We start from the raw sequence: 15644 nt of genomic DNA on the forward strand, positions 1-15644 counted from the left end.
CCAAACAGCACCGGTCCAGCGTACGCCGTACAGGACGAAGACGCGGCATGCGGTGGTCACCTCAATCCGTGCAGGCCGGAAGAAGCGCGAAACGCCGTCGTGCGCAAGGCGTTTGCCGGGTCACACGGTGAGACCGTCCAAGATCATGGTGAGCGTGCGGGTGACGATCGCGTCCCGCTGCGGGGGCGGCAGGCCGCTCAGCGGCCCGTCGAGGAGGAGCATCGCCAGCCCGTGCACGGAGGACCAGGCGGCGAACTCGGCACCGGTCCGTACGCCCGGTCGCATCACGCCGGCGGCGTCGAGGGCGTCCATGGCGCCGATGAGCAGCCGGAAGGAGCGGACGTCTCCCGGGTGGAGGTCCCCGACGCCCTCGCCGTGGTTCCACGGCTGCCGGTCCTGCTCGACCCGGCAGAAGGCCACGCGGTACATGCCGGGCTCGGTGACGGCGAAGCGCACGTAGCCGAGGCCGAGCGCCATGAGCCGGCCCTTGGCGGCCTCGGCGGGATCCCCGCCCGGGGGACCCTCGGTCTCGGCGATCACCTTCTCCATGGAGTCCGCCAGCCGCCGCTGCCCCTCGTCCTTGACCGCCTGCAGCAGATCGGCCTGGTTGGCGAAGTGGCGGTACGCGGCCGTCGGCGACACGCCGACGCGCCGGGCCGCCTCGCGCAGCACGACGGCCTCGGGCCCGCCGCCGCGGGCCAGCTCGGAAGCCGCGTCGACCAGCGCGTTCCGCAGGTCGCCGTGGTGGTAACCGGCCTTCCCGCTCCTGACCTCGCTCATCATTGCATCATGCCTCATGTTGACAGCATTAACATCACCTGCAAGGGTCAATGTTAACGTCATAAACATAGGAAGGGGAGCACCGTGCTGACACCCATTGCGGAGCTCGTACTGCGCAGGACCCGGCTCGTGCTCGCGCTCGCCGTCGTCGCGGTCGTCGCCATGGCGGCGCTCGGCTTCGGGGCCTTCGGCAAGCTCAGCGCCGGCGGCTTCAGCGATCCGGGATCGCCGTCGAGCAAGGCGCAGGAGGTGATCGACGACAGATTCGGGGGCGATACGAACCTGGTCCTGCTCGTCTCCGCCGAGTCCGGAGGGCTCGGCGGGGACGCGGCCCGCGAACGCGGCCTCGAGGTGACCGAGGGACTCCGGGCGGAGTCCACCGTCACCAGCGTCATGTCGTACTGGGACCGCGGCGGCGAGGGCCTGACGTCGCAGGACGGGAGCCAGGCGCTCGTCCTGGCGCATGTCGCCGGCGGCGACGAGAAGGAGGCGGACCACGCCAGGACGCTCACCGACGCATACGCCGGCACCCGCGACGGCGTCACCGTCAGGGCGGGCGGCGGGGCGGCGGTGAGCAACGACGTGTCCACGCAGGTCGCCGCCGACCTGGCGCTGGCCGAGGCGATCGCCGTACCCCTCACCCTCGTGCTGCTGGTCCTCGCCTTCGGCAGCGTCATCGCGGCGCTGCTGCCGCTGGCGATCGGGCTGGTCGCCATCTTCGGCACCTTCGCCGAGCTGTGGGTACTGGGCAGCCTCACCGACGTCTCGGTGTTCTCCGTCAACCTCACCATCGCCCTGGGGCTCGGCCTCGGCATCGACTACGGACTGCTGCTGGTCAGCCGGTTCCGCGAGCAGCTGGCCGCGGGCGACGAGGTACCCGCGGCCGTCCGGCGTACGGTGGCGACCGCGGGCCGTACGATCGCGTTCTCCTCCGCGACGATCGTCGCCGCGCTCGCCGCGCTGCTGGTCTTCCCGCAGTACTTCCTGCGGTCCTTCGCCTACGCGGGCATCGGCGTCGTGGCCATCTCCGCGATCAGTGCGCTGGTGATCATCCCCGCGCTGCTCGCCGTCCTCGGCCACCGCGTCAACCGCGGCCGGATCCCGGGCGCGCGGGCCATGCGGCGCCCCGACGCGCCGCTGTGGGGGCGGATCGCCGGCGCCGTCATGCGCCGCCCCGCGCTCACCGCGCTGCCGGTCCTCGGCGTGCTGCTGCTGGCCGCCTCCCCGCTGCTGGGCGTCAGCTACGGCACCCCGGACGAGCGGGTGCTGCCGGAGAGCGCGCAGAGCCGGCAGGTGGCCACCGAGCTGCGCGAGGACTTCGCCGTCGACGACAGCACCGCCATCGACGTGGTGACCACCGGCGCCGTCGCCGGGCCCGACCTCACCGCGTACGCCACCGAGTTGTCCCGGCTGGACGGCGTCGCCCGGGTCACCGCGAGCAACGGCACGTACGCCGGCGGCGCGGCAGGACCGGCGGGCCCGGCCGCGGAAGCGCTCGGCCGCCCCGACGCGCAGCGGCTGACCGTCTCCGTGGAGCCCGCGCCCAAGTCGGGCGCGGCGCAGCGCCTGGTCGAGGACGTCCGCGCGGTGCCCGCACCCGGCGGGGTGGAGACCCTGGTCGGCGGCACCGACGCGGAGCTGGTCGACGCCAAGGACAGCATCGGCAGCCGGCTTCCGCTGGCCGTGGGGATGGTCCTGATCACGACGTTCGTGCTGCTCTTCCTCTTCACCGGCAGCGTCGTCCAGCCGCTGCGGGCGGTCGTCCTCAACGCCGTCAGCCTGGGCGCGGCCATGGGCGTGATGGTGTGGATCTTCCAGGACGGCCATCTCAGCGGGCTGCTCGGCTTCACGCCGCAGCCGATGGACACGGCGATGACCGTCCTGATGTTCTGCATCGCCTTCGGTCTGTCCATGGACTACGAGGTCTTCCTCACCAGCCGGATCAAGGAGCTGCACGACGCGGGCGCGGACCCGGCTACGGCGGTGACGAGCGGGCTCGCCCGCACCGGCCGGATCGTGACCATGGCCGCCGGACTGCTGGCCGTCAGCTTCTTCGCCTTCGGCACCGGCCAGGTCAGCTTCATCCAGATGTTCGGCCTGGGCAGCGGGCTCGCCATCCTCATCGACGCGATCGCGGTCCGCGGCGTGCTGGTGCCGGCCGCCATGCGGCTGCTGGGCAGGCACGCCTGGTACGCGCCGCGCTGGCTGCGCCGGGTGCACGGCCGGGTGGGCCTCAGCGAGGCCGGGCCAGGGCCCGCCGCGCCCGAGGGGGAGTCGGAGCGCGCCCCGGCCGGGGTGTGAGCGCCGAGGACGCACGGCAAGGGCCCCGCCGGCGGGGCCCTTCTGCGCGTACGCGCGGCTACCGCCTGGAGAACTCCTGGTACTCCTTCAGCACGTCGTCCGTCGGCCCGTCCATCACCAACTCGCCCTTCTCCAGCCACAGCACCCGGTCGCAGGTGTCGCGGATGGACTTGTTGGTGTGGCTCACCAGGAACACCGTGCCGGCCTCCTTGCGCAGCTCGCGCAGCCGGGCCTCGGAGCGCTTGCGGAACCTCAAGTCGCCGGTGGCCAGCGCCTCGTCGATCATCAGCACCTCGTGGTCCTTGGCCGCGGCGATGGAGAACCGCAGCCGCGCCGCCATGCCGGAGGAGTACGTCCGCATGGGCAGGGTGATGAAGTCGCCCTTCTCGTTTATGCCGGAGAAGTCGACGATGCTCTGGTACCGCTCGCGGATCTGCTCGCGGGTCATGCCCATCGCCAGCCCGCCGAGCATCACGTTCCGCTCGCCGGTGAGGTCGTTCATCAGGGCCGCGTTGACGCCGAGGAGCGAGGGCTGGCCGTTGGTGTACACCTTGCCGCTGTGCGTGGGCAGCACGCCGGCGATGGCCTTCAGCAGCGTCGACTTGCCGGAGCCGTTGGAGCCGATCAGGCCGATGGCCTGGCCGCGGTACGCCGTGAAGCTCACCCCGCGCACCGCGTGCACCTCGCGCACCCTGCCGCCCTTGTCCCGGCGCAGGATGCGGTTCAGCGCGGCGGCGCCGCTGCCCTTGCCGCGGGCGCCGCCCTGCACCCGGTACACGATGTGCACGTCGTCCGCGATGACCGTCGGCACCCGCCCGTCGGCGGGCGTGTCGGTCTCGGCGCGGCTCGTCGGATGTTCAGCCACGGCCATATCGCTCCTCAGCCTTCCAGAAGAACACGAATCCGAACGCGCCGACCACCACGGCCCAGCCCGCCGCCAGCAGCCAGACGTTCGGCGGCAGGTACGCCTTCGGGAAGTCCCCCATGAGGGCGTAGCGCATGAGGTCCATGTATACAGCGGCCGGGTTCATCGCGACGAGGTCGGCGGCCCACTGCGGCGCGTCCGCCCGCACCGTCATCATGTACTGCAGGGGGAACATCACGCCCGAGCCGTACATCCAGGCGCGCAGGATGAACGGCATGAGCTGCGCGAGGTCCGGCGTGTCGCTGCCCAGCCGGGCCACGACCATCGCCAGGCCGGTGTTGAAGACGTACTGGAGCGCCAGGATCGGCACGATCAGCAGCCACGTCCACGTCGGGTACCAGCCGAAGGCGACCAGGATGACGGCCAGCACCGTCATGGAGTAGAGCAACTGCTGCAGTTGCTGCAGCGAGAACGAGATCGGCAGCGCGGCCCGCGGGAAGTGCAGCGCCCGCACCAGGCCCAGGTTCCCCGAGATCGACCGGACTCCCGACATCACGGACTGCTGGGTGAACGTCCAGACGAACACCCCCGTGACCAGGAACGGGATGTAGACGTCGTTGCTCATCCCGGCGCGGCCGCCGAGCAGCACGCCGAAGATGAAGAAGAAGACAGTCGCGTTCAGCAGCGGGGTCAGCACCTGCCAGACCTGGCCCAGCTTCGCCTTGCTGTACTGCGCGGTGAGCTTGGCGCGCGAGAAGGTCAGGATGAAGTGGCGGCGCGCCCAGAGCTGCCGCACGTACTCGGGCAGTCCGGGTCGCGCGCCGCTCACCGTGAGGCCGTACTTGGCGGCCAGCTCGGCCGGGGTCAGCCCGTCATCGGGATGGCGCTTGGGCGGAGCGCCCACTGCCGTTTCGCTCACAGTCGGTAACTTTCGTCCTCAGACACTCAACGGTACGAGCTTGTCAGATCACGGGCGGTCGTCCCAGCCGGGTCAGCCGCCACACCGTACGCCACTTCATGGGTTTGCGCGGCCCGCACGGCGCGCGCCAGCCCTCTCGGAAGCCTACGAGCCATGATTTCAGCACAGCCGGGGAGGGGCTGCGTGCCACTGTGAGCAGGAACCAGACACCGAGATAGACCGGGACGAGCGGCGCGGGCAGGTTCCGGCGGGCCAGCCAGACCCGGTTGCGGGCCACGTTGTGGTGGTACGTGGCATGCCTGCTGGGCGGCATCGTCGGGTGGTGCAGCACCATGTCGGCGCGGTAGTCGATGTGCCAGCCCGCGTCCAGCGCCCGCCAGGCGAGGTCGGTCTCCTCATGGGCGTAGAAGAAGTCGTCCGGCAGCCCGCCGACCTCCTGGAACACCTCCGTGCGCACCGCGTTGGCGCCGCCGAGGAAGGTGGTGACGCGCGAGGAGCGCATCGGGTCGGAGGCGCGCAACCGGGGCACGTGCCGGCGCTGCGTGACCCCGGTCTCGGGATCGGCGATGCGGAAGCTGACGATGCCCAGGCGCGGGTCGGCGGCGAACGCCTCGCGCACCAGCCGGGCCGTGTCCTGTTGTGGCAGAAGACCGTCGTCGTCGAGAAAGAGCAATACGTCGACATCGCGGCCGCTCTCGCCGAACGCTTCGATGCCGACGTTGCGCCCGCCGGGGATCCCCAGGTTCTCGGGCAGTTCCACGACCCGGACGCCCTGCGGGATGTTCGGCACGGTCACGCCCTGGGCGACGACGACCACCTCGACCGGCGCGCCGTCCTGCTTGGCGACCGACTCCAGCAGCGCCCGCAGCTCCTCGGGGCGCTGGCCCATCGTGATCACGACGGCGCCGACCCTGACGTCCTCCGGACGCTTGGCCTCCGGCTGCCGGGACTGGTGTTCATATGTCATTCGGCTCACCGCAACCTGCTGGAGGCCAGAATGCTGACCAGGTGGAGGAGGGTCTGCAGCATCGCTATCGCGGCGAGTACGGCGACACCGAGCCGGGAGAAGTAAAGGTCCCCCTTGATCAGGTCGAGGATCGCCAGCAGGAGGATGAGGAGTGACGCCTCGATCCCCAGGATCAGCCGGTGGAACTTCAGCGCCGACGCCGCCTTGCGGGCCACGGCGACTCCCGACGAGCGCGGCTCGGCCGCGGACTCCTTGACCGGCGGCAGGCCCTGCTGGTGGCGGGCGACGCCGACGAGGTCGGTCTCCGCCTTGATCAGCACGGCGCCCAGCGCGGCGAGGGTGCCGAGGAAGGCCCAGAGCCAGTCGACGGAGCCCTCGCCCCACGGGTCGGCGGCGCGCAGGCCGAAGCCCACCAGCACCGCGGCGTCGCAGAGGTACGCGCCGACCCGGTCGAGGTACACGCCGCCGATGGAGAACTGCTGCTTCCAGCGGGCGACCTCCCCGTCGACGCAGTCGAGCAGCAGGTACAACTGGACCATCAGCACGCCCAGCAGGGCCCCGGCGATCCCGGGGACCAGCAGCGCCGGGGCGGCGAGGACGCCGGCGAGGGTCATGACGTACGTCAGTTGGTTGGGCGTGACCCGGGTGTTCACCAGGTGCCGGTCGACGCGCAGCGAGATCTCGCGCATGTAGAGGCGGCCGGCCCAGTGCTCCCCGCTGCGCCGGTCCTTCACCCCCGGGGGGTGGACCACGGGCCGTAGCTCAGCTACCGATGGCTTTGGCATAGTCGGCGTAGGCGTCTCTGATCTCGTCGGTGGACAGGTCGAGGTGTTCGAGGATCGTGTACCGGCCGGGCCGGGTCTGCGGCGCGAACTCGATGGCCTTCACGAACTCGTCGTCCGCGAAGCCGATGTCGTCGGCCAGCACCGGCAGCCCGTGCCTGCGCAGCACCTGGGCCATCAGCAGTGCCGTCTCCCGGTCACCGCGCAAGAACGTGGCGAAGGTCCCGCCGATGCCGCACTGCTCGCCGTGGAGCGCGCAGCGCTTCGGGTAGAGCAGGTCGAAGGCGTGGCTGATCTCGTGGCACGCACCGGAGGCCGGCCGGCTGTCGCCGGCCACCGACATCGCGATGCCGCAGAGCACCAGCGCCTCGGCGAGGATGACGAGGAAGTCGTCGTCGCCGATCCCGCCGGGGTGGCGCAGCACCGAGTCGCCGGCGCTGCGGGCCATCGCGGCGGCCAGCCCGTCGATGGGCTCACCGGTCTCGCGGTGGGACAGCTCCCAGTCGGCGACGGCGGACAGCTTGCACGTCACGTCGCCGATGCCGGCCCGGACGAAGCGCGCCGGCGCCTCGCGGATGACGTCGAGGTCGATGACGATCGCGATGGGGTTCGGCACGCCGTACGAGCCGCGGCCGGCGTCGTTGTCGAGTGTGGAGACCGGCGAGCAGAGGCCGTCGTTGGCGAGGTTGGTGGCCACGGCGACCATCGGCAGGCCGACGCGCGCGGCGGCGTACTTCGCCGAGTCGATGACCTTGCCGCCGCCGAGGCCGACGACGGCGTCGTAGCGGCCGGTGCGCTTGATGGAGTCGGCGAGCCGTACGGCACCGTCGATGGTGCCGTCGGCGTCGGCGAACCAGTCGGCGCCGGGCAGCGCCGGCGCGAAGCGGTCGCGCAGCGCCTGCCCGGAGCGCGGGCTGATGGCGAAGGCGAGCCGGCCCGACGGCGCGACACGCTGGTCGGAGAGGAGGTCAGCGAGGTCGTCCAGCGCCCCGGCCCGGATGTCGACCGTCAGCGGCGACGGGATCAGGCGGGTCAGTACCGGCACGCGATCTCCCTGCCCTTGGCGAGGTCGTCGTGGTTGTCGATCTCGACCCAGGCGACGTCGCCGATGGGCTCGACGTCGATCCTGAAGCCGCGGTCGACCAGCTCCTGGTAGCCGTCCTCGTAGTAGAGGTCGGGGTCGCGCTCGAAGGTGGTCTTCAGCGCGTCGGCCAGCTCGTCGGCCGCGCCGCCCTCGATGAGGGTGACGCCGATGTACTCGCCGGTGGCCTCGGCCGGGTCCATCAGCTTGGTGATCTTCCGGACCCCCTTCTCGTCGGCGACGACCTTCATCTCCTCGTCGGCGAGCTGCTTGACCGTGTCGAGGGCGAGGATGATCTTCTTGCCGCCGCCGCGGGCGGCGAGCAGCGTCTTCTCGACGGAGACGGGGTGGACGGTGTCGCCGTTGGCGAGGATCACGTCGTGCCGGACCGAATCCCGCCCGCACCAGAGGGAGTAGGCGTTGTTCCACTCCTCTGCCTTGTCGTTGTCGATCAGGGTGAGCTTCAGACCGTACGTACGCTCCAGGGCCTCCTTGCGCTCGTACACCGCCTCCTTGCGGTAGCCGACGATGATCGCCGCCTCGGTGAGCCCGATCTCGGCGAAGTTGCCGAGGGTGAGGTCGAGGACGGTGGTCTCACCGTCGACGGGCACCAGGGCCTTCGGCAGGGTGTCGGTGTAGGGGCGCAGACGCCTTCCGGCGCCGGCCGCCAGCACGAGGCCGATCATGCGGGTTCTCCTGTTTCGTCGTGTACAGCGGGGGCTCCGGAGGAGACCCAGAAGCGGATGCTCTCGGTGAGCACCACCAGCGCCACGGCCGCGGCGATGGCCGCGAGCGCGAACATGAAGCGCGTTCCGGTCAGCAGGGCTGCCGCCAGCGTGACCGCCAGCACCCGTCCCTCGTGCCCGCCGATCGCCCGCACCAGCAGGCGCGGGGGCGCACCCGTGCCGCCGCGGATGCGGTACACGGTGTCGTAGTGATGGTAGGCGACCGCGGCCACCAGCCCGAAAGCCGCAGGAAGCGCTCCGTTCACCTCGGAACGGGCCGCGAGCGCGAGGACGAGGCCGTACTCGGCGGCCCGGAAGACCGGCGGCACGAGCCAGTCCAGCGGGCCCGCGAGCGGCCGGGCGACGGCGAGTGCCGAGGTGAGGACGTAGCCGGCGGCGCCTATCAGGGGCCACCAGGTGCCGTACGGGGTGAAGAGCGCCAGCGCCACGAGGAGCACGCCGCCGGCGGCGGCGAGGGCGGGCGCGGCGTACGACGGCAGGGAGCGCACCGGGGCGCGTAGGGAGCGGGCGGCGGCTTCGGCGAGCGGGCCGGTGTCGGTGAGCTCGTCCAGCGCCTTGAGGGCCTGCTCGGTGCGCGGGACGCGGCGCTTGAGGGAGCGCAGCACCCGGCCCGCGGTGGTGTAGGAGGCGGCGAGCCCCATGCCGACCAGCAGGACGACGAAGACGACGCGCGGGGTGGTGACGGCGGTGAGCACGGCGATCAGCGCCCAGCGTTCGCCGATCGGCAGCACCACCATGCGGCGCAGCCACACCGTCCAGCCGAGGCGGTCGAGCCGTTCGGAGAGGGCCGCGGTCGGGCTGGTGTTGGCCGCCGCGGCGGCGGTGCCGGCGATGGACTCGTTGAAGGCGAAGTCCACGACGTGCCGGCAGGTCTGCAGCACCATGGCGGCCAGCGCGAGGGCCCACACGTCGTCGCCGTCGGCGTTGGCGGCGCCGATGGCGAGGCCGGCGAAGTAGGCGTACTCCTTGGCGCGGTCGAAGGTGGCGTCGAGCCAGGCGCCCATCGTGGAGTACTGCAGCGAGTAGCGGGCGAGCTGGCCGTCGGTGCAGTCCAGCACGAAGGAGAGCAGGAGCAGCACGCCGGCGGCGACGAAGCCGCCGCGGGTGCCGGTGGCCGCGCAGCCGGCCGCGAGCACGGCGGTGGCCAGGGAGGCGGTGGTGACCTGGTTCGGGGTGAGGCCGCGGTTGGCGCACCAGCGGGCGAGGTAGCGCGAGTAGGGGCTGATGAAGAAGGTGGTGAAGAACCCGTCGCGGCTCTTGACCGCGGCGCGCAGCCGGGCCTTCTCCTCGTCCACGGCGGCGACCGCGTCCGTGGCCTTCGCCCGCGCGAGGGCGTCCTCGGGTACGGCCGCCACCAGGACGCCCAGCTCAGGCCGGGCCAGCCGCTCGTCCGCCTCCGCGAGCTGCGCGGCGGTCTGCTCGGCGACGCCGTCCAGGGTGTGGCTGCGCATCACCGCGCGGGAGAGCGCGCTGCGGGCCGCGGGCGTCCGCGCCGCGACCACGCCGGGCAGGGCGGCGGCGGGGAAGCGGGGGTCGGCGAGGGTGAGGCGCAGGCTGTGCCGGTGGCCGACGAAGCGGCTGTCGACGAGCGCGACCCGGGCGTCCTCGGGCAGCAGCGCGAGGACGGTGGCGGCGTCGGCCACGTCCGCGGCGGTACGCACGTCGTCGTAGCCCAGCGACCTCAGGTCGCTCTCCAGGGGGGACCCGTGGACGGGCGGGCCGATCAGGATTGCGGTCCGCAGACGAACTCACTCCTTGGCAAGCGGGGCGGCAGGCGGGACCGCCCCTCCCCCGTCCGGCCGGGCGGCTGTCGGCAGAGGTTAGCGGATCCCTGGAACCACGGGTTCACCGCCCGTTCGCCTCGACCGGGTGGCGATCATCATTTCGCAGCTCGCACCCGTGCTCCAAACCGGGGCGGTAGTGTTCCGGCATGACGTGGTTGATCACCGGCGGGGCCGGTTACATCGGCGCGCATGTCGTGCGGACCATGGCGGGTGCCGGGGAGCGGGTCGTCGTGCTGGACGACGTGTCCACCGGCAATCCGGCCCGGCTGCCGGCGGACGTACCGCTGGTGCGGGGTACGTTCCTGGACCGGCTGCTGCTCGACCGCACGATCGCCGAGTACGACGTCACCGGCGTGCTGCACCTGGCGGCGAAGAAACAGGTCGGCGAGTCGGTGGAGCAGCCGCTCTCGTACTACCGGGAGAACGTGCACGGCCTGGGCGTGCTGCTGGAGGCCGTGGTGGCCGCGGGCGTCCGCCGCTTCGTCCTCTCCTCCTCGGCCGCCGTCTACGGCATGCCCGACGTCGACCTCGTCACCGAGGACACCCCCTGCCTGCCGATCAACCCGTACGGCGAGACCAAACTCGCAGGTGAGTGGCTGCTGCGGGCCACCGGGCGCGCGCACGGGCTGGCGACCGCCTGCCTGCGCTACTTCAACGTCGCCGGGTCGGCGGCCCCCGGGCTGGCGGACACCGGGGTGTTCAACGTGGTCCCGATGTTCTTCGCGCGGCTGACCGCGCACCAGCCGATGCGGATCTTCGGCGACGACTACCCCACCCCGGACGGCACCTGCATCCGTGACTACGTGCACGTCGTCGACCTCGCCGACGCCCACCTGGCGGCGGCCCGCCGCGTCGCCGCCCCGGCGGTCTCCGGCGACCTGACGGTGAACCTCGGCAGCGGCACCGGCGTGTCGGTGCGTGAGCTGGCCGCCATCGTGGCCGAGGTCACGGGGCGGAGCGGGCACACCCCCGAGGTCCTCCCCCGCCGCCCCGGGGACCCGGCCCGGGTGGTCGCGTCGTACGACCTGGCGGCCAAGGAACTGGGCTGGCTGCCGCGGCTGGACGTGCGCGCCATGGTCGAGTCCGCCTGGGCGGGCTGGCTGCACAGCCATCCGGAGGCGCGGCGCGGCTGACCAGCCGAGACTCCCGCATGAGCGTTTCCGCAGGTCAGGCGATGAAAACCGACTTCATGTCAAGGTTTGGCGAATACCCCCTGCCCGTAGTTCACTGAGATCGTCGGGCAGGCACGAGGGCCTGTCCGCGACCGCCTGGGAACCGGAGGGCACGCGGCATGGGTGCAGGGCACGACCACTCCCACGGATCGTCAGGCGGCACGGCCTCCGCCGCCCACCGCGGCCGGCTGCGCATCGCCCTGCTCCTCACCCTGTCGGTGCTGGGGCTGCAGGTGGCCGGTGGGGTGATCACCGGCTCGCTGGCGCTGGTCGCGGACGCCGGGCACATGGCGACCGACGTGGTCGGGCTCTCCATGGCGCTGCTGGCGATCCACTTCGCGAACCGGCCGACGAGCGAACGGCGCACCTTCGGCTTCGCGCGGGCCGAGATCCTGGCGGCGCTGGCCAACTGTCTGCTGCTCTTCGGCGTCGGCGGCTACATCCTCTACCAGGCGGTCATGCGCTTCATGGACCCGCCGGAGATCGAGGGCGGGCTGACCTTCGCCTTCGGTGCCGCGGGCCTGGTGGTCAACCTGATCTCGCTGGCCCTGCTCATGCGCGGCCGGCGGGAGAGCCTGAACGTGCGCGGCGCCTTCCTGGAGGTACTGGCGGACGCGCTGGGCTCGGTCGCGGTGATCATCTCGGCGCTGGTCATCGTCACCACCGGCTGGCAGTACGCGGACCCGGTCGCCTCCCTCGCCATCGGCTCGATGATCATCCCGCGGACGTTCCGGCTCCTGCGCGAGGCGCTGGACGTGCTGCTGGAGGCGGCGCCGAAGGACGTGGACGTCTCCGAGGTACGGACGCACATCCTGGCGCTGCCGGGCGTGGTGGAGCTGCACGATCTGCACGTGTGGACGATCACCTCGGGGATGCCGGTGATATCGGCGCACGTGGTGGTGAAGGAGAGCGTGCTGCAGGCGGTGGGGCAGGAGAGGTTGCTGCACGATCTGCAGGGGTGCCTCGGCGATCACTTCGATGTCGCCCACTGCACGTTCCAGATCGAGCCGGTCGGACACGCGGAGCATGAGGCAAATCTCTGTCATTGAGCCGTCACCGGTAAGGCAGACTGAATGAGGTGTCCCGCCGTCTCCGCCCGCCGCGGAGGCCGGGACGCCCGTGCCCCGGACGCCGTAGATCGGACGCAAAGGATGGTCATGCCGGCCGCTACCACCGAAGAGATCATGCTGGAGCTCGTCGACGAGAACGGCACCACGATCGGCACCGCCGAGAAGCTCTCCGCGCACCAGGCGCCGGGCCGGCTGCACCGGGCGTTCTCCGTGTTCCTCTTCGACACCGCGGGCAGGATGCTGATCCAGCAGCGGGCGCTCGGCAAGTACCACTCCCCCGGCGTGTGGTCCAACACCTGCTGCGGCCACCCGTATCCCGGCGAATCGCCGCTCGCCGCCGCGGCCCGCCGCACCTTCGAGGAACTGGGCGTCTCGCCCGCGCTGCTCGCCGAGGCCGGGACGGTCACGTACCACCACCCGGATCCCGCCTCGGGGCTGGTGGAGCACGAGTACAACCACCTCTTCGCCGGGCTGCTGCGAGCCGAGCCGCGGCCGGACGCGGACGAGGTCGGCGCGGTCGCCTTCGTCACGCCGGACGAGCTGGCAAAGCAGCACGCCGAGAACCCGTTCTCGGCGTGGTTCATGACGGTGCTCGACGCGGCCAGGCCGGCCATCCGGGAGCTGACGGGGCCGTCCTCGGGCTGGTGACGCCGGCGAGCGGGAGGGAGGCCCAGATCACCTTCCCGCCGTCGACGGTGTGCTGCACGTCGCAGGCGCCGCCGGCCTCACTCGTGATCACCTTGACCAGCAGCAGTCCCCGGCCGCCCGTCTCCTCGTCGTCCGCCTGAAGGGCCCTGGGGCGGTACGGGTGCTGGTCCCGGACGGCGACGCGGACCCAGCCGGCACCGACCGACAGCTCGACGCCGATCTCCGGGGAGAGCACGCCGGCGTGCCGGACCGCGTTCGTCACCAGCTCCGAGACGATCAGCAGCACGCCCTGCAAGAGGTCGTCACCGATGGGGACGCGCCGCCGGACGAGGAGGTCGCGTACGGCGTGCCGGGACTGGGGCACGGAGGAGTCGAGCGCCGGGGCGTCGAACTTCCAGGTGCCCTCGTACGCCGCCGGGACCACCTGGCCGGACTCGGGTCTCAGACTGCCGCCGTCGCTCACCGCCGGTACCTGCTTTCGCCACCACTCACCCTCCGAGTGTTGGCAATCCCCCGAGCCCAACCCCCCAGCGCGCAGAACTTGACTGGCTTTCGTCACCTTCCGACCGGCTGCGCAATGACCGGTCTTCGTTGAGATCGAAATAATCGGTTGCCGATTCCCGTTGAAGGTCGTACCTTCGCAGTGCCCTACAGTCGACGATTGGAGAAGGTGTTGCTCGTCTGAGGTCTCCACGGCACCGTGCCCGCGGCATTCCCCGTGTGCGGCACGTGCGACCTCATGGCTTGAGCCACCTTCCTCTGCTGCAGGGCACCCGGCCCCGCTCCCGTTCCACCCGGCTCTCCCAGGTCGCCGTACGGTGCCGACGCCGCCCCGTCGCACCCCTTCGAGCCCACCGGGAGACGCCATGTCATTTCCCTCCACGCCGCGCGCCGCGGCGTCCGTCATCTGCGCCGGGCTGGCCTTCACCTGGCCCGACGGCACCACCGTCTTCGAGGACTTCGACCTCGCCGTCGGCCCCGGCCGCACCGGGCTGATCGGCCGCAACGGCACGGGCAAGTCCACACTGCTGCGCCTGATGGCCGGGGAGCTGGCCCCCGCCGCCGGCACGGTCAAGGCCGCCGGCACGGTCGGCTACCTGCCGCAGAACCTCGTCCTGGACACCGCCGCGCGGGTCGACGAGGCGCTGGGCATCGACGGGGTGCGGCGTGCCCTGCACGCCATCGAGTCCGGTGACGTCGCCGAGGAGCACTTCACGGCCGTCGGCGACGACTGGGACGTCGAGGAGCGCGCCCGCGCCACCCTCGACCAGCTCGGCCTGGCGCACGTCGGCCTCGACCGCACCATCGGCGAGGTCTCCGGCGGCGAGTCGGTGCTGCTGCGGCTGGCCGCGCTGCTGATGCTGCGGCCGGACGTACTGCTGCTGGACGAGCCGACGAACAACCTCGATCTGAAAGCCCGCCGGCGGCTGTACGCGGCCGTGGAGTCGTGGCCGGGCGTGATGGTGATCGTCAGCCACGACCGCGAACTGCTCGACCGCGTCGACCAGGTCGCCGACCTGCGGGACGGCGAGGTCGCCTGGTACGGCGGCAACTTCACGGCGTACGAGGAGGCGCTGGCCGTCGAGCAGGAGGCCGCCGAGCGCACGGTGCGCTCCGCGGAGGCGGACCTGCGGCGGCAGAAGCGCGAGCTGGCCGAGGCGCACGAGAAGCTGAGCAAGCGCAAGCGGTACGCCGACAAGCAGTTCGCGAACAAGCGCGAGCCGAAGATCATCATGAACCTGCGCAAGCGCGAGGCCCAGGTCTCCGCGGGCAAGCACCGCATCATGCACGAGGAGCGGCTGAGGGACGCCAAGGAGCGGCTCGACGAGGCGGAGGCGGCGGTACGGGACGACGACGAGATCCGCGTCGACCTGTCGTACACCGCCGTGCCCGCGGGCCGGGACGTGCTCATGCTGCGCGAGCTGGAGCTGCGTTACGGCGCGCGGGTCCCGGCGCTGCAGGTGCGCGGCCCGGAGCGGATCGCGCTGACCGGGCGCAACGGCGCGGGCAAGTCCACGCTGCTGCGCACGATCGCCGGTCAGCTCGCGCCGGTGGCGGGCTCGGCCTCGGTGCACGTGCCGCTGCGCTACCTGCCGCAGCGGCTCGACGTGCTGGACGACGCGCTGAGCATCGTCGAGAACGTGGCCCTGCTGGCGCCCGCGGCGACCAACCAGGAGATCCGCTCGCGGCTGGCCCGCTTCCTCTTCCGGCAGGGCCGGGCGGACCAGATCGTCGGCACGCTGTCCGGCGGGGAGCGCTTCCGCGCCACGCTGGCGGCGCTGATGCTGGCGGATCCCGCGCCGCAGTTGCTGATGCTGGACGAGCCGACGAACAACCTGGACATGGCGAGCGTGCGGCAGTTGGTGAAGGCACTGGAGTCGTACGAGGGCGCGCTCGTGGTCGCCAGCCACGACGTGCGGTTCCTGCGCGACATCGGGATCACACGCTGGCTGGTGCTCGACGAGGAGCTGAGCGACATCGAGCCGCTGTAGTCGGGTGCGCACCCGGGAGGCGCCAGCGGCGGGTCCC

General features: G+C 71.7%; 14 protein-coding genes. 5 read left to right on the forward strand and 9 right to left on the reverse strand.

Features of this window, described 5'->3' with window-relative positions; genetic code table 11:
- Positions 1-120: 120 nt before the first annotated feature.
- A complete protein-coding gene (locus FB457_RS25000) occupies positions 121-798 on the reverse strand; it encodes a TetR/AcrR family transcriptional regulator (RefSeq protein ID WP_253911535.1) in 678 nt (225 codons plus the stop codon).
- 66 nt (positions 799-864) lie between these two features.
- Here FB457_RS25000 and FB457_RS25005 point away from each other — a divergent pair, with 66 nt between their 5' ends.
- On the forward strand, positions 865-3081 hold the full coding sequence (locus FB457_RS25005; RefSeq protein WP_145783368.1) for an MMPL family transporter: 2217 nt from the start codon (positions 865-867) through the stop codon (positions 3079-3081).
- 58 nt (positions 3082-3139) lie between these two features.
- On the opposite strand, the gene FB457_RS25010 is transcribed toward FB457_RS25005, so the two are convergent.
- The 7 genes from FB457_RS25010 to FB457_RS25040 are packed head-to-tail and all read right to left on the reverse strand — an operon-like array spanning position 3140 to position 10183.
- Entirely contained in the window at positions 3140-3952 is an 813-nt protein-coding gene (locus FB457_RS25010) for an ABC transporter ATP-binding protein (protein WP_047019338.1), read from the reverse strand.
- A complete protein-coding gene (locus FB457_RS25015) occupies positions 3939-4865 on the reverse strand; it encodes an ABC transporter permease (RefSeq protein WP_486589127.1) in 927 nt (308 codons plus the stop codon). Before FB457_RS25015 ends, FB457_RS25010 begins: the two co-directional genes overlap by 14 nt.
- Before the next feature lie 43 nt (positions 4866-4908).
- Positions 4909-5832, reverse strand: coding sequence for a glycosyltransferase (locus FB457_RS25020; protein WP_145783370.1), 924 nt, complete (start codon positions 5830-5832; stop codon positions 4909-4911).
- A gap of 5 nt (positions 5833-5837) precedes the next feature.
- Entirely contained in the window at positions 5838-6617 is a 780-nt protein-coding gene (locus FB457_RS25025; RefSeq protein ID WP_047019335.1) for a CDP-alcohol phosphatidyltransferase family protein, read from the reverse strand.
- A complete protein-coding gene (locus FB457_RS25030) occupies positions 6595-7659 on the reverse strand; it encodes an iron-containing alcohol dehydrogenase family protein (RefSeq protein WP_047019334.1) in 1065 nt (354 codons plus the stop codon). The genes FB457_RS25025 and FB457_RS25030 overlap by 23 nt, the downstream gene beginning before the upstream one ends.
- Positions 7647-8381: a phosphocholine cytidylyltransferase family protein gene (locus FB457_RS25035; RefSeq protein WP_047019333.1), complete on the reverse strand. Its 735-nt coding sequence runs from the start codon at positions 8379-8381 to the stop codon at positions 7647-7649. Before FB457_RS25035 ends, FB457_RS25030 begins: the two co-directional genes overlap by 13 nt.
- The gene (locus tag FB457_RS25040; RefSeq protein ID WP_047019332.1) at positions 8378-10183 is read right to left on the reverse strand and encodes a DUF5941 domain-containing protein; all 1806 of its coding nucleotides are present in this window, start codon (positions 10181-10183) and stop codon (positions 8378-8380) included. The genes FB457_RS25035 and FB457_RS25040 overlap by 4 nt, the downstream gene beginning before the upstream one ends.
- 188 nt (positions 10184-10371) lie before the next feature.
- Between FB457_RS25040 and galE the strand changes: the two genes are divergently transcribed.
- From galE to idi, 3 genes are all read left to right on the forward strand, one after another.
- Entirely contained in the window at positions 10372-11358 is a 987-nt protein-coding gene (gene galE / locus FB457_RS25045; protein WP_047019331.1) for a UDP-glucose 4-epimerase GalE, read from the forward strand.
- 158 nt (positions 11359-11516) lie between these two features.
- On the forward strand, positions 11517-12446 hold the full coding sequence (locus tag FB457_RS25050; RefSeq protein WP_047019330.1) for a cation diffusion facilitator family transporter: 930 nt from the start codon (positions 11517-11519) through the stop codon (positions 12444-12446).
- 108 nt (positions 12447-12554) lie between these two features.
- The gene (gene idi / locus FB457_RS25055; RefSeq protein ID WP_047019329.1) at positions 12555-13115 is read left to right on the forward strand and encodes an isopentenyl-diphosphate Delta-isomerase; all 561 of its coding nucleotides are present in this window, start codon (positions 12555-12557) and stop codon (positions 13113-13115) included.
- Here the strand turns inward: idi and FB457_RS25060 are convergent.
- Positions 13048-13578 carry an ATP-binding protein gene (locus FB457_RS25060; RefSeq protein WP_047019328.1) on the reverse strand — a complete coding sequence of 177 codons (531 nt, stop codon included), beginning with the start codon at positions 13576-13578 and terminating at the stop codon, positions 13048-13050. The genes idi and FB457_RS25060 overlap by 68 nt on opposite strands.
- Positions 13579-13981: 403 nt before the next feature.
- Between FB457_RS25060 and FB457_RS25065 the strand changes: the two genes are divergently transcribed.
- Entirely contained in the window at positions 13982-15607 is a 1626-nt protein-coding gene (locus FB457_RS25065; protein WP_047019327.1) for an ABC-F family ATP-binding cassette domain-containing protein, read from the forward strand.
- The last annotated feature ends 37 nt before the right edge of the window (positions 15608-15644 follow it).

The sequence above is a fragment of the Streptomyces sp. CNZ287 genome (assembly GCF_007827615.1).